Origin of the sequence: Allobosea sp. (assembly GCF_035999205.1) — a bacterium.
In the GTDB taxonomy this organism is placed as follows: Bacteria; Pseudomonadota; Alphaproteobacteria; order Rhizobiales; family Beijerinckiaceae; genus Allobosea.
Map to the genome: position 1 here is coordinate 334,020 of NZ_DASYHA010000021.1, position 21,404 is coordinate 355,423.

The 21,404-nt window shown below is 62.9% G+C and carries 11 protein-coding genes; 3 read left to right on the plus strand and 8 right to left on the minus strand.

Features of this window, described 5'->3' with window-relative positions; translation table 11 throughout:
- Positions 1-124: 124 nt before the first annotated feature.
- Positions 125-805, plus strand: a complete 681-nt coding sequence (gene aat, locus VGN82_RS12210) for a leucyl/phenylalanyl-tRNA--protein transferase (protein ID WP_327527279.1) — start codon at positions 125-127, stop codon at positions 803-805.
- A 13-nt stretch (positions 806-818) separates the two neighbouring features.
- On the opposite strand, the gene VGN82_RS12215 is transcribed toward aat, so the two are convergent.
- The 3 genes from VGN82_RS12215 to VGN82_RS12225 form a co-directional block, all read right to left on the minus strand.
- The gene (locus tag VGN82_RS12215) at positions 819-1,457 is read right to left on the minus strand and encodes a DUF2155 domain-containing protein (protein WP_327527280.1); all 639 of its coding nucleotides are present in this window, start codon (positions 1,455-1,457) and stop codon (positions 819-821) included.
- 128 nt (positions 1,458-1,585) lie between these two features.
- Positions 1,586-1,996 carry an NADH:ubiquinone oxidoreductase subunit NDUFA12 gene (locus tag VGN82_RS12220; protein WP_327527281.1) on the minus strand — a complete coding sequence of 137 codons (411 nt, stop codon included), beginning with the start codon at positions 1,994-1,996 and terminating at the stop codon, positions 1,586-1,588.
- A 135-nt stretch (positions 1,997-2,131) separates the two neighbouring features.
- Complete coding sequence (locus VGN82_RS12225) at positions 2,132-2,599, minus strand: hypothetical protein (RefSeq protein ID WP_327527282.1); 468 nt, start codon at positions 2,597-2,599, stop codon at positions 2,132-2,134.
- Between the two features lie 717 nt (positions 2,600-3,316).
- Between VGN82_RS12225 and VGN82_RS12230 the strand changes: the two genes are divergently transcribed.
- Together VGN82_RS12230 and VGN82_RS12235 are read left to right on the plus strand one after the other, a co-directional pair.
- Positions 3,317-7,042, plus strand: coding sequence for a vitamin B12-dependent ribonucleotide reductase (locus VGN82_RS12230; protein WP_327527283.1), 3,726 nt, complete (start codon positions 3,317-3,319; stop codon positions 7,040-7,042).
- A gap of 216 nt (positions 7,043-7,258) precedes the next feature.
- Positions 7,259-10,624, plus strand: coding sequence for a DEAD/DEAH box helicase (locus VGN82_RS12235; protein ID WP_327527284.1), 3,366 nt, complete (start codon positions 7,259-7,261; stop codon positions 10,622-10,624).
- Between the two features lie 298 nt (positions 10,625-10,922).
- Here the strand turns inward: VGN82_RS12235 and VGN82_RS12240 are convergent, their stop codons facing one another.
- The 5 genes from VGN82_RS12240 to VGN82_RS12260 form a co-directional block, all read right to left on the minus strand.
- Positions 10,923-13,883 (minus strand): DEAD/DEAH box helicase, encoded by a 2,961-nt coding sequence (locus VGN82_RS12240; RefSeq protein WP_327527285.1) that lies wholly within the window; start codon positions 13,881-13,883, stop codon positions 10,923-10,925.
- A gap of 185 nt (positions 13,884-14,068) precedes the next feature.
- Positions 14,069-17,008, minus strand: coding sequence for a DUF1156 domain-containing protein (locus VGN82_RS12245; protein WP_327527286.1), 2,940 nt, complete (start codon positions 17,006-17,008; stop codon positions 14,069-14,071).
- A 3-nt stretch (positions 17,009-17,011) separates the two neighbouring features.
- Positions 17,012-17,467: a DUF7680 family protein gene (locus VGN82_RS12250; protein WP_327527287.1), complete on the minus strand. Its 456-nt coding sequence runs from the start codon at positions 17,465-17,467 to the stop codon at positions 17,012-17,014.
- A gap of 26 nt (positions 17,468-17,493) precedes the next feature.
- Complete coding sequence (locus VGN82_RS12255) at positions 17,494-20,496, minus strand: ATP-binding protein (protein WP_327527288.1); 3,003 nt, start codon at positions 20,494-20,496, stop codon at positions 17,494-17,496.
- Positions 20,497-20,567: 71 nt separating this feature from the next.
- The gene (locus tag VGN82_RS12260; RefSeq protein ID WP_327527289.1) at positions 20,568-20,777 is read right to left on the minus strand and encodes a ribbon-helix-helix domain-containing protein; all 210 of its coding nucleotides are present in this window, start codon (positions 20,775-20,777) and stop codon (positions 20,568-20,570) included.
- Positions 20,778-21,404: the final 627 nt, after the last annotated feature.

Here is a 21,404-nt window from a genome sequence, read left to right on the forward strand (position 1 = left end):
TGCGGTCGGGCGTGGCCCGACCGCCTCGGCATCAGTCCTGCCCGTCGCGAGATCCTTCGGGCAAGCCGGAGCACGACGCCTATCTCCGTTTGACACGCCGGCCGTCCCGCGCTCCCCTGCCGCCATGAAGGCCCGCTCCATCCCTGCCCGCGCCCCCGAGATCACGCCGGAGATCATGCTGCGCGCCTATGCCGCCGGCATTTTCCCGATGGCGGAGACGGCCGACGACCCGAACCTGTTCTGGGTCGAGCCGGAGCTGCGCGGCGTCATTCCGCTCGACCGCTTCCATTTGCCCGCTCGCCTCGCCCGCACCGTGCGAGCCGACCGCTTCGAAGTCAGGGTCGACAGCGATTTCGAGGCGGTCATCGCCGCCTGCGCCGAGGCCCGGCCGGATCGGCCCGAAACCTGGATCAACGGCCGCATTCGCGAGATCTTCGGCGCGCTGTTTCGGCTCGGCTATGTCCACACCGTCGAATGTTGGCTGGATGAGCGGCTGGTCGGCGGACTCTACGGCCTGTCGCTGGGCGGCGCCTTCTTCGGCGAGAGCATGTTTCACCGCACGACCGACGCATCGAAGGTCGCGCTCGTCCATCTCGTCGCGAGGTTGCGGCAGGGCGGCTACAGCCTGCTCGATGCCCAGTTCCAGACGGCCCACCTCGCCCAGTTCGGCACCCAGGAGGTGCCGCGCGCCGCCTATCAGCTCCTGCTCGAGCGCGCGATCGTCATGCGGGGCGACTGGGAGGTCTGGCCGGCCGGGGAGCGCGTCAGCGGGGCGCAGGCGCTGGCCGCGCTTCAGGCTGGCTGAGGCGCGACAGGGCTCAGTTGCTGCCCGCCGGGTCGCGCCCCGGATTGGTCGGGAAGAAGCGCTGGCGCGGCGCCTGGCGCGGCGCCACCGGCACGCCCTGCGGCGGCTGCACGTCGATGCGCTGGCCGGGCGGCGGCAGCATGTCGCCTGAAGGCAGGCCCGGCTGCTGGTTGACGTCGCGGGCCGGAGACGTACGGGGCCGGCGCGGCTCTTCCGCGATCGGTGCCTCCGGCTCCTTGGGATCGATGACAAGTTCGGTGCCGCCTTTGCAGTCGGTCAGCCAGACATCGTAGATCGCGTGCTCGACGCCGTGCAGACCGGGGCTGGCGGCATACATCCAGCCCGTGAAGATGCGTCGGTATTCGTTGTTGAAGGTGACTTCGTCGACCTCGGTGAAGCTCGTCGTCTGCGGCGCTTCGGTCGGAGGGCGCGTCCAGCATACCCGCGGCGTCAATTGCAGCGCACCGAACTGCACGGTCTCGTCGACCGCGACCTCGAAGGAGATGATCCGTCCCGTGATCTTGTCGAGGCCGGCGAAGACCGCCGTCGGGTTGCGGATGCGGTCGGCCGCAGCCGGGCCGGTCAGCGCGAGCGACAGGAGCGTGGTCGAGACCAGGCCGGCCAGAACCGGAAAGCGATGGGGCGACGGCATGGCGGCTTTACAAATCCCTGCGAGGGCGCGGCGAATCTGCGCGAGGGCGCGGACCGGCCGCGACGGCGCGCAGTAACACGCCAATCGCAGCGGAAAAAGGGCAACGGTCCGCTGCGCCTGCCGGTGTGTCAGCGGCCGGGCGTCCAGGCTTCGTAGTCGCCCGTGGCGGCCGGGCGCTCGCCCTCGGCCAGGGTCGAGCCCTTGGGACGGTAGGCCAGCGCTGTTCCCGTCCAGTTCTGCTGGTGCGGCTGCTGCCACTCGCGCGGCTCGTAGCGCTCTTCGGACGGGGCGACATCGACGGTGTGATGCAGCCAGCCGTTCCAGCCGGCCGGAATCGTCGAGGCTTCCGCCTCGCCATTGTAGATGACCCAGCGCCGCTGTAGGCCGAGCGCCTTGTCCTTCACCCCGCCCTTGGTCCGGTAGTAGACATTGCCGAACTCGTCTTCGCCGACACGCTCGCCGAAGCGCCAGGTGTGGAAGCGCGTGCCGATGGTCTGGCCGTTCCACCAGGTGAAGATCTGCAGCAGCCAAGGCTTCATGGGAATGCGCCCGTCGCGGTCGGTTTGTCTGCGGGACTTATGAAGAGGCGTGGCCGCGCTGTCCAGCCCGCAGACGCCGTGGCGCCACCAGAGCCGTCCATGCGCGCCCTCCAATGCCCTGCCCCCACGCCCGGCTCAGATCTGGCAAGCCGTCATGGTAAAGACCTTGCGCATGGCGGCGTCTTCACCGCGGCGGGGCGCGCGCAGGCCGCGCGGACCATCCTCGCGGATCAGGACGTTGCTGGGCAGCAGGCGACCGCCCGACCGCTGCAGGCTGATGACGATCTCCGTCTTGGGCAGCTCGGTCCGCATCGCCTGCTTGCCCGTCTCCATCGCAGCCAGGACGGCGGCCTCATTCGCGACGCGCAGCGTCAACCGCATGTCATTCTGCTCGACGCTCGCATCGACGATGTCGAATGTTGTGATCATGCGGGCGTCGCGGCGCAGCTGGATGCTGGTCCGGTCAAAGCGGAACGCCCGGGATTCGCAACCGAACCGGCTGTCCACAGGTCGCCACCAGCCGGAGAAAGCGGGCGTCAGCGGCTCCGCGGCCGGAGCGCAGGCCGCCAGCAGGACCGGTGCGGCAAGGACGAGGCGGTGCATGGCTGACGTCCCTTGTCCAGGATCGTGGCGACAATGCCATGGCAGCCCCTAAGGCCAGGTTCGCGGCTGGCGGTGCATTGCGTCGACTCCGGAAACCAAATCGCCACGATTCGGCCTCGATTCGGGACAGGAGCCGCCACGTCCTCGGCTGCGTCAACCAGCGTGCTTTCAAGCACTTGATAGCGCCGGTGCAGACGCAGCCTTCAGCGTCGGTTGCCAACCATGGCCTGGTGACAAACGGTTAACCACGTCTTTCGGCATTTGAGGGATTTATTCGGCCGGAGATTGTGGCAAACTTGCAGCAAGTTTCGAATCCTTCCGCGATTCCCAAGGCTTAGCGAGTGCCTTGAAACTTATCCCCACAACCCACACCTACCCACCAGATGTCGTGTCCACAGGGTGCGGCTCGCACTATTCCTTGACGTGACGTGTATGTCGGGACTAGATTTTGACCATCGCATGACGGCCGGCGGCACTCCCTCTGGAAGACTGCGAAGCTAGTTCTCCAGAGTGCTTACGGGCCTGCCGCCGCATCCGCCGACAACGCGGGAGCGAACGGGATTGCGCGTGCATTCTGGACGCGTCCGGGCCTGCAAGCGGGGCGACACCGCAGAGGACCCACAGGGCATTAAACCGAGTTGGACTGACATCAGGAGCCGGTGATCAACCGGCCGCGCGAGGCATCCGCCCGCGCCAAGCATTAGGGAATGACGGATCATGCGCATCGAGCGCCGCTATACCTCAGCCGGCCAGTCGCCTTACGCCGCGATTCCCTTCCGATCGGCGGTCAGCGAGATCCGCAATCCCGACGGTTCGATCGTGTTCCGGCTGGAAGGCATCGAGGTGCCGGAGGCTTGGTCGCAGGTCGCCAGCGACGTGCTCGCGCAGAAGTATTTCCGCAAGGCCGGCGTGCCGGCGCGCATGAAGAAGGTCGAGGAGAACGACGTCCCCTCCTTCCTCTGGCGCTCGGTGCCTGACGAGGCGGCGCTGGCCAAGCTGCCCGAGGGCGAGCGCTACGGATCCGAGATTTCCTCCAAGCAGGTCTTCGACCGCCTCGCCGGCTGCTGGACCTATTGGGGCTGGAAGGGCGGCTACTTCACCTCCGAGGCGGACGCCGCCGCGTTCCATGACGAGCTGCGCTTCATGCTCGCGACCCAGCGCGTCGCGCCGAACTCGCCGCAATGGTTCAACACCGGCCTGCACTGGGCCTATGGCATCGACGGCCCCGGCCAGGGCCATTTCTACGTCGACTTCAAGACCGGCAAGCTGGTGAAGTCGAAGTCGAGCTACGAGCATCCCCAGCCGCATGCCTGCTTCATCCAGGGCGTGCAGGACGACCTCGTCAACGAGGGCGGCATCATGGACCTCTGGGTCCGTGAAGCCCGCCTGTTCAAGTACGGCTCCGGCACCGGCTCGAACTTCTCGATGCTGCGCGGCGAAGGCGAGAAGCTCGCCGGCGGCGGCCGTTCGTCCGGCCTGATGTCCTTCCTCAAGATCGGCGACCGCGCGGCCGGCGCCATCAAGTCGGGCGGCACGACGCGCCGCGCCGCCAAGATGGTCGTGGTCGATGTCGACCACCCGGATATCGAGACCTATATCGACTGGAAGGTGAAGGAGGAGCAGAAAGTCGCGGCCCTCGTGACCGGCTCCAAGACCGTCCAGAAGCACATGAAGGCCGTGCTCAAGGCCTGCGTGAACTGCGAGGGGGAAGGCGACAGCTGCTTCGACCCCGAGAAGAACCCGGCCCTGAAGCGCGAGATCAAGCTCGCCCGCAAGGCGCTGGTGCCGGACAACTACATCAAGCGCGTGATCCAGTTCGCCCGCCAGGGCTACAAGGACATCGCCTTCGACACCTATGACACCGACTGGGATTCGGAGGCCTATCTCACCGTTTCCGGCCAGAACTCGAACAACTCGGTCTCGTTGACCGACGACTTCCTGCGCGCGGTCGAGAACGATGGCGACTGGAACCTCGTCGGCCGCACCACCGGCAAGGTCACCAAGACGCTGAAGGCGCGCGATCTCTGGGAGAAGATCGGCCACGCCGCCTGGGCCTCGGCCGATCCGGGCCTGCACTTCAACACCACGATGAACGACTGGCACACCTGCAAGGCATCGGGCCGCATCCGCGCGTCCAACCCCTGCTCGGAGTACATGTTCCTAGACGACACGGCCTGCAATCTGGCCTCCGCCAACCTGCTGCAGTTCTATGACCGTGAGACCAAGGAATTCGACGTCGCGGCCTATGAGCATCTCTGCCGGCTCTGGACCGTCGTGCTCGAGATCTCGGTGACGATGGCGCAGTTCCCGTCGAAGGAGATCGCAGAACTCTCCTACGAGTACCGCACGCTCGGCCTGGGCTACGCCAATATCGGCGGCCTGCTGATGACCATGGGCCTCGGCTACGACAGCGACGAGGGCCGCGCGCTCGCCGGTGCCCTCACCGCGATCATGACCGGCGTCTCCTATGCGACCTCGGCCGAGATGGCGGGCGAGCTGGGCCCCTTCCCCGGCTACAAGAAGAACGCGGCCCATATGCTGCGTGTCATCCGCAACCACAGGACCGCGGCCCACGGTCTGGCCTCGGGCTATGAGGGGCTCGAGGTGACGCCGGTCCCGCTCGACCATGGCACCCTCGCCCGCCTCGGCGGCTCCGCGACGGAGATGTCGGAGCGCGCCCGCCTCGCCTGGGACCATGCGCTCGAGCTCGGCGAGAAGCACGGCTACCGCAACGCCCAGGCGACGGTGATCGCGCCGACCGGCACGATCGGCCTCGTCATGGATTGCGACACCACCGGCATCGAGCCCGACTTCGCGCTGGTGAAGTTCAAGAAGCTCGCCGGCGGCGGCTACTTCAAGATCATCAACGGCGCCGTGCCGGATGCGCTGCGGGCGCTCGGCTACCGCGAGAGCGACATCGCCGAGATCGAGGCCTATGCGGTCGGCCATGGCTCGCTGGCCCAGGCGCCCGGCGTCAACCATGGCTCGCTGCGGGCCAAGGGCTTCACCCAGGAGAAGATCGACGCGATCGAGAAGGACCTGAAGGCCGCCTTCGACATCAAGTTCGTCTTCAACAAGTGGACACTGGGCGAGGATTTTCTCACCGGCACGCTGAAGGTCCCGGCCGAGAAGCTCAACGACATGTCGTTCGAGCTGCTGCCCTTCCTCGGCTTCTCGAAGGCCGAAATCGAGGCCGCCAATGTCCATGTCTGCGGTGCGATGACGCTGGAAGGGGCGCCGCACCTCAAGACCGAGCACTACAACGTCTTCGACTGCGCCAATCCCTGCGGGCGTATCGGCAAGCGCTATCTCTCGGTCGAGAGCCATATCCGCATGATGGCGGCGGCGCAGCCCTTCATCTCGGGCGCGATCTCGAAGACCATCAACATGCCCAACGACGCCACCGTCGAGGACTGCAAGAGCGCCTACATGCTCTCCTGGAAGCTGGCGCTGAAGGCGAACGCCCTCTACCGCGACGGCTCCAAGCTCTCGCAGCCGCTGAACTCCGCCCTCATCTCCGACGAGGACGACGAGGATGATGCGGTCGAGGCGCTGGTCGCGGCTCCGATGGCGGCACGGGCCACGCAGGTCGCCGAGAAGATCGTCGAGCGCATCGTCGAGAAGGTGGTCCGCGAGCGCGAGAAGATGCCCGCCCGCCGCACCGGCTACATCCAGAAGGCGGTCGTCGGCGGCCACAAGGTCTATGTCCACACCGGCGAATACGCCGATGGCCGTCTCGGTGAGATCTTCATCGACATGCACAAGGAGGGCGCCGCCTTCCGCGCGATGATGAACAACTTCGCCATCGCGGTCTCGCTCGGTCTGCAATACGGCGTGCCGCTGGAGGAATATGTCGAGGCCTTCACCTTCACGCGCTTCGAGCCCTCGGGCTTCGTGCAGGGCAACCAGTCGATCAAGAACGCGACCTCGATCCTCGACTATGTCTTCCGCGAGCTCGCGATCTCCTATCTCGGCCGGCACGACCTCGCCCATATCGACCCGAGCGAGATCGGCCATGACGTGATCGGCGGCGGCGTCGGCCAGGACAAGGCGCCGGACGTGATCGCGCCGATCACTTCGACCCCCCTCGCCTCGACCGGCTTCCGCCGTGGCAAGCCGATGAACTTCCACGCGATCCAGGGCGGAGCCGGCGCGCCGGCCCCTCTCGAGACGGTGGCGCGTTCGGTCTCGAACGTCACCGCCTTCGCGAGCGTCGGCGCCACGGCGCTGAAGGACGAGCCCGAGGAGTATGGCGAGGCCGAGATGGCCAAGCTCGGCTTCGCAGCTCCTGCTGCCCAGCCCTCGGCATCGGAGCGTCGCGCCGAGGCGATCATGAAGGGCTATGTCGGGGATAGCTGCGGTGAGTGCGGCAACTTCACGCTGGTCCGGAACGGAACCTGCCTGAAGTGCAACACCTGCGGTTCAACGACCGGGTGCTCGTAGAACCGCATGCGTCGTTGTGAATGAAATGAGAGGCGAAGTTCCCCTTTTTTGAGCTTCGACTTCCGCAAATCACCATCTCAAATGGAGATGGCCGCGATAGATCCGGCGGCGGGCCTTAACCCGCCGCCGGTATGGCGAGACGAACAAAACGAGATCAGAGAGAGGCAGGGACAGCTCGTCGGTTGCAGAGCGACACACTTCGAAGGGATGGCGAGGATGAAACTTGGCGACCTCTTTGATTGGAGCGAGGCGACCGTCGTCGCCGAACCAGCGCAGCCGCCAGTAGCGCCGGAACCGCTTCGGCTGTTGCATCTCCCGGAGTTGCGCTTCGTAGAACGGCTGCGCGTCGGAATGCGCTTCTGCCTATTGGCTCCCGCCGGCGATCATCCCGTCAAGCGTGTTTCTTCGCGTCGCATTTCCTCGAAGCGCACAGCGCCCCTGCACCATCTTTTGAACGGCGATGTCATCGCCGTCGTCGACAAGAAGCTATCTAGCATTCCGGCAGACATCACCGGCGTGCTGATCGAGGAGCCGGGCCGGCGGGCGCGGTGGCAGGCGCATCGGCGGCTCGATGATTTCGAAGCCCGCTTCAAGGCCACCCCTTTGGACGTTGCAGCTGACATCGAAAAGTCCTGGCGCGAAGGGTTCCGCTTTAAGACCGAGATCGCGGACGAGAACGGCCGCGTCGCTCCAAGCGACGAGGGTCTACGGCCACCTCAGATAGGAGCCTTGCACGCAATCGGCGCGCATTGGAGCATCTTCGCGACGGAACCGGCGACGGTTGTCATGCCGACCGGCACCGGCAAGACCGAGACGATGATCTGCACGGTCGTGAACTACCGTCGCGGCCCGACCCTCGTCGGCGTTCCCTCGGACGCGCTCCGGTGGCAGACCGCGCGGAAATTCGAAACCCTCGGCCTGTTGCGGAAGCTCGGGCTGGTCAATGAGGACATGCACAATCCTATCGTCGGAATTGTCCTGAAAGAGCCCAAGACCAAGGACGACCTGGAGCTTTTCCGGGGATGCAACGTCGTAATCGGCGTTATGGCCTCCATCGCCAAGTCCACGAGCGCGTCGCTGCTTCCCGATATGGCGGCGCTGATCGGCACTCTCTTCGTCGATGAGGCGCATCATGTCGCCGCCGACACGTGGAGCGCCTTCCGGAAGCATTTCAAGAACCATCGAGTGGTTCAGTTTACCGCGACGCCATTCCGCCAGGACGGCAAGCTCGTCGATGGCCGGGTGATTTTCGGCTACCCGTTGGCCGCCGCCCAGAAGGATGGCTACTTCAAGCCCATCAAGTTCGTGTCGATCTTCCAGATCGATGCCGAGAAGGCCGACGAGGAGATGGCCTATGAGGCCCTGCAGGCGTTGAGGAGCGACCTTGATGCGGACCGCAACCATCTCCTCATGGCCAGATGCGCTCGCATCCCCAAGGGCACTCATCTGCTTGACCTATATCAGCGCTTAGCACCCGATCTGAATCCAATCCTGGTCCACTCGGACATGCCGGAGGCCGAGGTTTCTCGGCTGCTCGACGAGCTTCGGTCGGGCCGAAGCCGCATCGTTGTCTGCGTCAACATGCTCGGAGAGGGTTTCGACCTGCCAGAGCTCAAGATCGCCGTGCTGCACGACCTTCACAAAAGTCTTCCTGTCCTGCTCCAGTTCACCGGTCGGTTCACGCGAAGCTCCGGCGACCGCATCGGTGATGCGACGGTGGTCGCGAACATTGCGGATCCAAAGGTCTCCGCGAAGCTCGAACGGCTTTACAGCGAGAGCGCGGACTGGAACCAGCTGCTCAGCGAGGCGAGCTCAAACGCGGCGCGCGAGCACGCCGAGTTAATCGAATTCCTGCGAAACTCCACCGACTTCATACCGGAGGAGAACCTGGAAGGCTTGCGCATCTCCAAAAGCCTGCTCAGGCCGAAATTCAGCACGATCGCGTATAGGTGCCAAACCTTTCGGCCCAAGGCATTCCACGAAGCGTTGCCGGACAACACCTTTGTCCACGCGGCCTGGTACAACGAGCCTGCGTCCCTACTGTATTTCGTGACCCGCCGAGAGGATCGGACGCGCTGGACCCGCAGCAAGAAGATCGCGGATCGCCAGTGGGATCTCTACGTGCTGTTCCACGACGCCGAGGCGGGGCTCCTGCACGTCAATTCGTCGGACAAGGACAGCTTGCACGAAACCTTGGCGAAGGCGGTTGGTGCAAGTGAGCGGATCTATGGCGAACAAGTCTTCCGCTCGTTGGGAGGGATCAACAGGCTCATATTCAACAATATTGGCCTGAGAAAGTATGGGCGGCGCAACATGAGCTTCGCCATGTATACCGGCGCCGATGTGAGGCAGGCGCTGACCCAGGTGGAAACCGCGAACGCGACGAAGTCGAATCTCGACGGTCGCGGATGGGAAGGCGGAGCCGTCGTGGCGCCCGGCTGCTCCGCAAAGGGCCGCGTCTGGTCGAAGTCCCAGGGAACCATTCCTCAATGGATGAAATGGTGCAAGCCGGTGGGCCGCAAGCTGCTCGATCCGACGATCGATGTCGATCAGATCCTACAAAACCTCTTGGTCCCCACTGAAATCGAAAACGAGTTTCCCGACGAGCAGATCCTCTCCGTCGATTGGCCCACCGAGTTGCTGAAGACCTCCGACGAGCGGATCATGCTGGTCAAGGACGATGCCGCCGGAGTGCCGATGGCACACTGCGAATGGCAGCACGATCCCGCATCGTCGACTCGCACCCGCATCGCATTTCGACTCGTCTCAGCCTGCGGCAAACTGGATGACCCGTTCTTGTTGGAACTCGATGCCGACCGCGGCTACCGCTTCGTCGGCCCTGAGCGCATTCGCATCAAACACGGCAAAATGGACAGGGTTCTGACCGAATATTTGTACGACTATCCGTTGTTGGTACGCTACGTGAGCCTCAAGGAGCTGGAGGGCGACCTGCTGTTCGAGCAGAACGCCGCGACGCCCGCCCGCATCGAGGAACGGCAGTTGCAAGCCTGGGATTGGCGGGGCGTCGATATCCGTGTCGAATCCACCTGGAAGAACGGTGTCGAACGTCCGCGCTCGGTGCAGTCGAAAGTGGCCGCCCACTACGCCAGCGATGGGTTTCAGATCGTCTTCAACGACGATGACGCTGGCGAAGCCGCCGACCTCATCTGCCTCAAGGAAACGTCCGACAACATCCGTCTAGTCCTGGTCCACTGCAAATTCTCGGGCAAGCCAGATCCCGGGGAGCGCGTGAAGGACGTTGTCGAAGTCGCCTCGCAAGCTGTCCGATCAGCTGCCTGGCGCGGCAGCTTCGAGCGACTTCACCGACACATGATTGCACGGGCCAAGCTTTCGGGAAGCGGAAGCGCGAGCCGTAATCGCTTCGTGAAAGGCTCGCTGCCGCGGCTAACCGAAATCGCGAAAGCGACCCGCATGAAGCCACTCGAACTTGAGATCATCATCGTACAGCCGGGCGTAAAATGTTCCAGCGTAACCGAGGACCAAGCGATCGTGCTGGGGTCCGCAGCAACCTATCTGCGTCAGACTGTGGATGTTGACCTGGTGGTTATTTGCTCGACCTGATATCCGATCGACAGGCCCAACCAAGATGCGGGTGTTAGTGGGCCTTGATCGTCAATATGGTCTATCGGATATCAAGAAAAGAACCCTGTCCAAAACCTGTCCGATGGCGAATACCGTTCATGGAAGACGTCTATCCGGTCACGGAACCCGTGATGTCTGAGGCGCCACCGGCGAAATTCCGAAATGAGCTGGGCGCTTGCTGTCTTGGGCTGATGGCCCATTGCCCGCGCCTACCCAAACATCGCCCGCAAGCGCATCAACGAGTGGTAATGCTCTCCAGCCTTGATCTTTGCCGCACTCATCGCAACTCCGACGCATAGTCTAGACGGGGGAATGCCGGGCTGCCCGGCGTCCAGAACTCCACGCTGTCGGAATGGGACTCGAAGAACTGCGGATCCACGGTTACCCGAATGGGGTAAGGCATCTCGCCGTCGAGGTAGCGGTAGTCGCTCGCGTCGAGCGGCTTCGCGTCTGCGCCGGGCGGCAACAGGATCGGCCTGTCGAGGATGGCCTTGAGATCGGCTAGCGTGATCGCCGGGTCCGCACGTGGCGGCAGATCGAGCTCGTCGTCCGAGAAGTCGTCCAAGTTGATAAAACTCGACTGCGCATCCGCGATCGAGACCTCAACGGACCGGACGGCCTCGTCACGACCGGCCGTGCCTCTCACCAGAACCGACGTCTCGATGATCTTGGGCAGGCGGGCCAAGATCGGCTGGAGACCGCCTACGACGCTGGTGAAGAGATCGATGCGCTCGCGCAAAGCGGCGTAGACGTCAGCTTCGACCGTGTCGCTGTAGTGGAGGTTGACGATACGGATGTCGGCGAACCGCTGCCCAAGGCGATCGATGCGGCCGATGCGTTGTTCGACGCGCATCGGGTTCCACGGCATATCGTAATTGATCAGTGCCCCGCAAAACTGGAAGTTGAGCCCCTCGGCGGCGGCGTCCGTGCAGACGAGGATCTCAGCGCGACCTTCCCTGAAGCGCTTCTTGACCTCCTCGCGGGAAATCACTTTCCAGCTGCCGTCCGGCGAGCGAACCTCGCCGCCTCGGCCGGAGAAGCAGATGACGGACCTGTCGGTCTCGCCCGCGAGATGCTCGCGCAAGAAATCCATTGTGTCGGTGAACTGGGTGAACACGATCGCCTGCGGGTAGCCGGAGTTTCGGAGGTCATCGAGCTCGGCGACGAGACGACGCGCTTTAGAATCGACGGGCAGGCGCGCGATCTCCTCGATCAACGCGGCGATCTCGTCCGTCTCTTCGACTACCAGGGCCTGCGTCTCGTCCGCCTCGGCCGTATCAATGTCGACATCCTCGCCGGCATCGATCTGATCAGCCAGGTCCTCTTCCAGCCGGAGCTCGTCGCCATGCGCCGAGGAACCCGAGATCCGTAACCGCCGCCCCTCCAGCGTCTTCCTGAGGGCGAGGAAACTGGACGCCAATCGGCGCCGATAGATCGTCATGACGAAGCCGACTGCGTTCCGCTCCTCCGACGAGGCGCGGTTGTAGATGGTCGAGATGTAATCCTCGACGCGGCGGTAGAGATGGGCCTCTTCGTGGGACAGGGCGATGAAGCGATCCTCGACCTGCCGGGTCGCCACCGGCGTCGAGAGCTTGCCGGCGCGGTGGTAGGCGCGGAGCAGCTCGCGGGTGTGCCTGGAGACCAGCGCACGCACAGGCGTCGCGCGTCGGATCAGGATCGCCGCCGCCTTGCGATCGTCGGGGCTCAGATTCTTGCGCGGGATTGCAGCCTTGTCCCGAAGAGCGTCGAGGATCTTGCGCGTCCGAAGCGACCCGAGCTTCGTCCATCGCTGCGCGTCCGCCTTGTCCATGGGCCCGTAGTGCGCCTCGTTCGCACGGAACAGCCTCGCCAGCCATTCGAGCCGGTCGTTGGGCAGGTGGTCGTGCGCAGCTTCGCGGAAGAAGCGCTCGAAGGCATCGGCGGTCCATCCCGGTGGAAGGCCCAGAAGGTCGAGCAGATCCCAGAGCTCGACGGGGTGGACTTGCATCGGGGTTGCAGTTAGCAGCACCAGCCCTTGGGTCCGCTCCTTCAGGCCGCGCAGAAGCCGGAGCAGCGTGTTGGGGCCGCCCTCTTGCTGGGTGCCTGCTCCCTTCCTACGCGCGTGATGCGCCTCGTCGACAATGACGAGATCCCATGGCTCCGCTGCAGCCAAAAGCTCAGGCTGCCTCTCGCGGCGTCGTGCGAGATGGCTCGACATGATGACGAACGGCTCCTGGTGCCAATCGGCGCGCGAGACGTCTCGCTCCAATCCGGCGGGGCGGCCCGGCGTCTTCAGCCAACAAAGCTTCTGGCCGTCATAGATCGGCCAATCGAGGTTGAACTTCTCGCGAAGCTCGATCTGCCATTGCTTGCAGACCGATTTCGGCGCCAGGACCAGCATGCGCTGCGCGCGGCCGGCGAGCCAGGCCTGACGCAGTAGCAGGCCAGCCTGGATGGTCTTGCCCAGTCCGACCTCGTCGGCAATTAGCAACTTCGGCGGCCACTGGCCGTAGAGCCTGTCGAAGGCGCGGACCTGATGCGGCCACGGCACGACGTTCGAGGTTGCCTCGCCGACCCGATCGCCGCCGATGGGTTCTCGGGCGGCGGTGGCGATGCGGTGCCAAAGCGCGGCGCGCTCGTCGTCGGGCGGCTGTGGGGTGATGGTGACGGCAACGGGATCGACGGCGTCGGCTGCGGGCTCGTCGGATGCCGGCTTCGTGCCTGGGGCCGCGGCGGCGTCCTTCAATCGCTCAGGGATCTTATCGGGGTCCGGAAGAAACTGGAGCAGGTTCGCCTTCACGGCCGCGCTGACATCCAAGGTCAACGTGCTCTTGGCCTGGTTCGCCCAAACCTTCGCGAATCCCGCTTCTTCAAGGTCGACCCGAGCCTGATCACCCCAGGAGGTGAAAACGGAGAAGCTCTCCCAGTTGCGCGTCCAACCCTGGAGGGTCTCGTTGATGCTACCGGCGAACGCGATGCGGTCGCCGGTTTTGTCCTCGATGACGCCCGACTTCTCATGGAAGATCACTTCGGCGGCGATCGGCCTGCGATGCTCGTCACAGGGGATGGAAACCTTCACCTCCAGATGCCCGTGCGCGATCATCCATGCCAGCAGCTCCAGGGCATCCGCGGTTCGCGCGTCATCCGTGGCCAGCGGCGATGCCAGCAGACGTTCCTCGACCGCCTGGCGGATCGAAGTGCCCTTCTCGATCGCCTGGACCTCGGGCTCGTTCAACGTGCAGCCGACGCAAATGCGCATCTTGCCGCCGTTCAGGACGAGGCCCTCGATGCCCCGGGCTGCCAAGGCCAGCGCCGGGGCCGTGAAGTAGCCGGTCAGCCGATCATACCGCGTCGCGCTCCGCAGGGCAGGCACGTAGAACATGCTGACGAGATGGCCATCGTCAGGCGTGTACTTGAGCCGCCAGGCGGTGTCGCGAAGCAGGCTCACGCGGCAACCTCGGCTTCCTGCGCGAATAGGTCGAGCTGCTTCGGCTGGTCGATCTTTTCGCTGAAGGCGAGCCTGCGAAGCTTCTCCAACGCATCGAAGTCGTCGGATGCGGCCTTCGCATCGCCGGAAGCCACATCGAACCCCAGGAAAGCCTTCGACGGGGGTAGTACCTCCAGGACAGCCTCGAATGCGTTCAGGAATGCCGGGTCGCCGTCCAGGCGCTGATCCTTCAAGAACTGCAGGGCGGCTTCCAGCGACTGCTCATGAGCTTTGTGGGCAACGTGATGCAGGACGTCGATCATGCCCCTCGATCCATCCGCGGGGCCGAGTGCACCCTTGGCCGCGCGAATCGCGCTGTCCCACAGCTTGAGATCGGACCCCTTCTTCTCGCAGAGGCGCCCAATCATGCTGTCCAGATCCGCACCGACAGCGCGGGCCAGCCGCAAGCCCTCGTCGTAGGCAAAGACCGGCGCCTTGAAAGCGTCCCAGGCCAAGACGAACCAGGACGAGCTGGCATCCAGATCGGCACGACCCTTGGTATGCGTCAGCTGGTTGAGCCGCCAAGTTTTCACCTCGCGACGCGCGGCATCCAGCGCGTCCTCGGGCGTCACGGCATACGGGTCGAACTCCTCCTCGAATAGCTCGGCCTGTTTGCGTCGTTTCTTAGCGGCCGTCTCAGGCCGCGGCGTGCCCCTCTTTAGGGGCCAGTGGCGCGAGAATTCCTCAAGAGCTGGACCGAAGGACGCGAGATACAGATCGACGCCGCCTATGCCGGCCTTCTGGAATTCCTCGACACGGGTCCGGACGGCTTTGGCCACCAGTGGCTCAACGTCTTCCCAGTAGGTCACATCGCCGTTTTGCTGCTCGGGCCGAGGGCGGCAAACCAAGAAAACAGTCGAGTTCGCGGCCGCCTTGTTTTTGATGTGCAGCGAGCCCTCTGCCTCTGTGTTGATGGGCCACGATGCAGTGATCACGAAACCAGCTTCAATTAGTCCTTTCGTGAGGGCATCCCATGCACTGGAGTCCTTATGCGTGAACATGACGGTCATGATGCCGTTGATCTTTAGGACGCGCCTGCACTCAGCGAATATAGAAGACATCTTGTCTTGATAATCGCGGTTTGCGAGCGTGTCGGCGCCCTTCTGCCCCTTGAAGTTAGCCTTATTGGCGACTGCTTCGGATTGTTTATCGGTTAAACGCCGAGTGAATAGCTCTGGCGCGACAAGGCCTGCTGTCCGCTTCAGCCAAACGTAGAAGAAATCCGACAACTCCGCATACATGACATTCGCGCCGTATGGAGGATCCATCACCACGGCATCGACAGACGCGCTTTTTACGTGAGAAAGGCTATCTCCAGCCTTACACGTTATGACACTCTCCGCAGCCTTGATGTGCTGCTTATCTTCGAACAATGTGCCAGCATTCTCGCCAGAACCGCTATCAAGTTCGATTAATTCCCGTATGCATTTGGCTGTCTGTTTTACGGCCCAGTCAAACCCTACGCCATCGATCATGATGGCCATCTCTGTATAAGTCCATCTCATCGCAAAATTGTGGCTATCAAACGTATTAGCTGTTGCCTCACGTTGCGTGATCCAGCGTGTCTGCCGTGAATTATAATCGCGCAGCTTGTCTAAGCTAAACGCTAAATATATGTATGATGCCCGACGCAAATCGTTGAGACGGCCAGCTGCGCGGTCAGCCTCAACCATTTCCCTATATATTTCGGTAGAAAAGCAATGTCCTAGTAGCTGTCTGTTGTTAAAAAATTCCCTCCATGTATTGATGCCATACATACGATGACCACGGTCATAGTTAGAAACTTCGTCAATTTCCTCGGTGGGAACCGTGTCCATCAGCTCCCAGTCCGGCATTCTTTCCTTGAGGACGCTGGCAATCCGGTCGTTCTGGTCGTCGGAATCTTCGGGAGTTCTGTAGCCCCTTTCGAACAAGATTTTCAGCTTTCCAGATTTTGATCGTGCCGACACTTTGCGCTTGAAGGCGATCGCAAATAGCTGCTCGCTCATCTCTCCGGCCGCCGCCTGCTGCTTAACAAGATCGCCATCGATAATCCGTCCGCAATCGGAGAAGGGGCAGCTGGCGTCCCCTCCGGATATCGTCCCGCCCGATTGCTCATCTTCCGCGTAGACAATTTCAAATTTGCAGACGCGGGCATCCTTGCTTCCAACTGCTTCACATTGGGGCACAAGACGAATGCCGACGCCTCCAGGACCCAGTCGCCAATTGGGCGACAAGGGCACTAGTCCGCTGCAATATGGACATTTGATAGTCCTGGCCCAAAGGTAATTTGTTGGGACGCAATCTGCCTCAGGCTCTATAGGATAGTATTTCCGCAAAACCTCCTCTCTCTTTGAGACGAAAACATTGGATACCTTGTCAAAGTCATCAGATAAATCGGCTCCAAATTTAGGTGGGTATGAAATCGTCGCTGCCAGGATCGTTGCAGCTACAGGATTAAGGTCGTTCGCAAACACTTGGAATCCCAAACGTTGCGCTTCGAAAGGAATGCTGCCGCCACCCGCCGTAGCATCCAGAACGCAGATCTGTTCCTCGCCGATCTGCTCCAGCAGCCATCGGCGATCTTTCTGTGTCGGATTGTAAGAAAACGCTCTGTCGTAGGTGTATGCTTGTCCCTCGAAACGAATTCCAGAACGCTTTGCGATATCGATTTTCTGGCGTGAAGCTACTGGGTCTCCATGGATACCAAGAATTTGCATGAAGGTTGCGCGGTCGGCAGATGCCGGCAACAGCGATGCCATTACCGCGGCGCGTGATGCGACCAAGGGCCTCCTGGCCCACCAAACGTGCAGATAATTGATCGGAGGCAACGCCGTCATGGACCGACGCTCGCGGACACTTTCTTCGCTCAAGGCTGCGATTGGGAGCCAACGCTCGATAAGGCGCGTATCGGTCATCACTCAGCTCTTCTTCGGATCGGTCATGATGATGCGCAGCGCGGTGAGGACACGACGCGGGTTCTTGCGGTGTACCGCCATGCCGAGCCAGTAGGCCGCTTCCTCGCGTCCCATCGTCTCGATCCCGTCGGCGACGAGGCGCATTGCTTCGCGGCTGCGCATCGGTGCCAGCGTTCGGAACAGGAGGGCCAGACGCAGGGCGGCGTCCTCGGCGATGGGAGATCCCATTCCCTCGATGGGCAGGATGTCGATCCTGATCCCCGCTTCCTTCAGCCTCTTTAGAACCCGGTGCTCGACCAGGTCGAGGTTGCGGCCGCGCAGGCCGGCAAGCCGCAGCGGAATCGAGATGTGCGGGGTGGCGGCCGAGGGCAACTGCCAGATCTCCAGCTCGGTATCGCCCAGTCCGTGGCGACGAGCGCGCAGCTCGTAGCGCGGAAGGGTGCGGGGCATCGCCATCATGTCGGCCTCAACTGCACGCGCACGCATCACTTCACCTCCGCGATGGCTTCGACATAGGCCGTCGCGCTGGCGAACCTGGTCAGCTTCTCGATGAACTTCTCGGTGGCGTCGCCATCGAGCGACAGGGCGGGCTCGAAGTCGAAGCCCAGGCTTGCGTTCAGGGTCGCCTCGGAAGCCGCCTTGAACTGACGCTCGAAATACTCGCGAACGGACGAAGCCTCGGCCGACGAACCCTTGAACTCGAATTCCATGGTCGAGCCATCGGTCGTCTCGAACTCGCCGCTCAACGAGATCGTCTTCTTCGCGCCGGCGATGCTGCCGGCAACCGGGATCAGCTTGAAGGCGTCACCGTGCTCGAACACGCGGACGACGACCTTGTCGATCCTGTCGATCTTGGCGGCCTTAGCTGCCTCGAACACGCGACGCAGGGCTTCCTTCAGGATGCCTTCGAAGACGAAGCGCTTGACGTTCTCGCCGATCTCGTCGTCATCATCCTCATCGACATCTTCGCCCTCCGGGTCCGGCACGCCACCACCGCCCGGCCCACCGAATCCGCCGGGGCCTGGACCGTGCACGACCTCGTCGGGTTCCTGCTTCTTGGCCGCGCTGGCGTGCCTGGGCCAGAGACCCTTGGCCTTGGCGAAGTCCATCGTGCTGATGACGGACTGCTCGTCGATCACGATGCTGGGGATAGGATCGCCCGGGCCGGCCAGGAGACCTTCGCGCTGGTAGATGTAGGTCCCTTCCTCCACGCCCTTGCGGACGGCTTTCACGAACACGTCGTCGGACAGGAGGATCGGCAGCGCCGGGTCGCGCCGGAATTCATCACGGAGGGCCTGAGCCGTTATTTGGCCCTTCTTCAGCGGGGTGCGGTCGCGGATGTAGGAGGGGGAGTCCGGCTCGTCCGTGGCGTCGCGCAGCTTGTTCTGCAACCGCAGCTGCCTGGAGACCTGGAGCTGGCCTGCGCCGGGCTTCTCCGACGCATTCTGGATGTCGATGACCGCATGGGCCAACGTGACGGTGCCGTCACCGATGCCGTTCCGGGACGGGTAGAGGATGTGGCGAAAGCACTGCTGGATTGTCACCGCAACCGAGTGCTCGGACCGGGACTGGAGTTCGATGACCTTCTGCCGCTGATGCTCCGAAAGGTCCTTTAAGCGGTCGGGCGCCTTGAGCGTCCGAAGAGCGATGAGGCGCGCGACGGCACGCTTCATGTCGACGATCTGGGACTCGTCCGGCAACAGGAAGACCAGATTGTTCCTGAGTGCCCTGAGGCCCGACCCTTCCGATCCCTTGCGTTCGTAGAGCTTAACGATGAGGTCCGGAACAGCGGCGATGTTGGCGCCCACCCCGAAGACATCATAGGACATCACCGCAAGTCGCGGCTTGCCGTCCGCCAGGTCATCCGGAATGTCGCCCGGCATCCCTGGGTTCATGACGAGGTCGAAGGTCGATCCGCCAAAGATCTGCCGGATGCGGTCGTCGAGCTCGGGGCGAGCCTCGCCCGCTTCGACGTTGCGCTCCTCGCGAGCGATGATCTGAGTCAGGTTCGCCTCGGCGGTGAAGCGCATCGGCGCGCCGGGCCTGTCGTCGAGATAGGCCGAATCCTGCCGGAACTTCGTGCGGGCGTCATCGACGAAATCGGCTTCCGCCTCCGGGCCCATGATCGAGAACCGCAGATGGTCTGGGTGGGCGCCCTTCAAGTCGTTGTTGAAGGCCAGAGTGTGCAGGAAGGCGGTCCTGGCGACATAGGAGGCGTAGGGCAGCAACCCTTTGAAGTTTTTGTCGTCGAGATCCTGGGCCAGTGCATTCTTGCCGCCTGATCCGGCGATGTCGTTGTTGATGGCGGGAATGAACGCGCCCTGCTGGAGGCGTGTCGTGAACTCGCGCCGGGTCAGCTCCACCCCAAGATCAATATGGTGGAGATGGATCGCCGAAGCATCTTTGGGCCGGTGGGCCCATACATCGCCGACGGTCCTGGCCAGGATGCGGAGCATGCCGCGAACGCGCTGGAAATTCGTGAGCGTCGCGGTCTTGTCGGTCAGCGTATTCAATACGTCGGGATGGAAGGGATAGGCGCGCCGGAAATCATCCACAGTCGATGACCGCTTGGCGAATTCGGGTAGCTTGTCGCCGGCTCGAACCCACAACGCATGATAGGCCTGGATGACCTCCTCGGCCCTCTCGTCGTCGATCGATGCGAACAGGCGACGGCGTATGACGCTGGCCGTCTCGTCGTCCTTGGTCGGGTTCAGGTTGGCCGCTTTGCGACCGGAGACGCTCTCCAGCTCTTCCATCGACTTCGCGATGAACTCGTTCTCTTCGGCGAAAGCGTCGATGCCCTTGCCGTCGTTGCGCAGGGCAAGGGTGTAGACGACCGCCGCCCTAGGGCTGCCCTCGGCCGCGGTAAAGAGGGCCTTGAGGAAGGCAGTGAGCTGGTCACGACCTTCCATGTGCTGGACGCGCCGGAGATAGTCCGACATCTCGTCGAGGACGATGAGGACCGGGTCCGTTCCGAACAACTCGGCGATGGTGTCGGCGCCTGGCGCGATCCGCTCTTCGTCCGAACGACGGACGATCTCGTAGCCTGCCTTGCCGGCAAGCTGATAGGCGATCTCGCCCCACGGCGTATGGGCGCGGATGCCATCGCCCATGGGTCGACCGTTCGCTGGGTCCGCATCCTCGCCATCGAATGCGGCGATCCTGATATGGCCGGTCGGCAGAAGCTCCGGCGAGACGAATTCCGCGATGTTGGCGACCTCGGCTGCGCTCCGTGCCGCGTGGACCAGTGCGATCAGTCCGTGGGTCTTGCCGCCGCCGAAAGAGGTATCAAGCCGGAAGACCGCCGACACCGCGCCACCGCGCCCGGAGAGTCGTCCGCAGATGTTCGAAAGGAGTTCCTTGAGCCCCTCGGTAGGGAAGGTGTTGGCGAAGAACCGGCTCGGGTCGCCGTAGTCGGGCGAGGCGCGCTTGGACAGGACATGGGAGAGCTTCGCTGCGAAATCGTTGTCGAGCAGGGTTCCCTTCAAGACGTCGTCCCGAGGCACACACAGATCGAAGATGGTCGGCAGGGTCATGGTCGGAGGGCCCAATCGGTCAGTCAGCTCTTCTGGCCGGGTTTCGCCGTCTTCGCCTTCCTCAGCCATGCCTGAAGTGCTTGCTCGGTGAGGGCCGAGGCAGTCGTCTCCATATCGACAGCGGTCTTCTTCAATTCCTTGATTACCTCGGGTTCGAGGTAAACAAGGAGCTGCTTTCGACCATCAGCCCTGTTCCGGGATGCCCCTGGCGAGGTTTTCGATGTCGATGTCATGGCCTACTAGATAGCTAGATAGCTAACACGCTACGGCGCACCGTCTCATGCGAATCGACGTTTCGCAACGGCTGAATGGGAATTTTTCGATCGGCGAAGCTGTCGCCTCAAACCGGAAAGGACTGCCGCTCGACGCTGCTGACTCGACTTGTCCAACTGCATTTTTCCGCGTGGCTCCGATATCCCATGTGGAAGTCATGACGACGTCCCGCCATTATCCGATTACCCTGCGCCCGCATTCCTTCGGCTGCAGCGAGTACCCGTGCGCGGTTGTGACGGCGGGCCTAATAGCGCCCTGACGCAACGCTCGCCGAGTGCCAGATCTAAGCCAATGAAGCTGGAGCCCAGGCAGACAACGTGACCTTCGGCATCGCCGTCACCAATTAACATGCGCACTAGGTCATCAAACGGAGGAGCGACGTCGCCCCTGTCGGGAAGACCGTTGCAGGCTCCGAGCGGCCGGGTCACTCGGTTGACCGAGATCGAAGGGCCTGTTGCCCGCATTAGGCCGGGCTTTGTGCATCGGCACGCGCGCTTGCGCTTGGCGCTACCTTAACACGAAGAGCTAATAGCGCGCCCCTTGTGGGTGCAGGCAAAACGATATCTCGTGGCTCATTGCCGCGATGG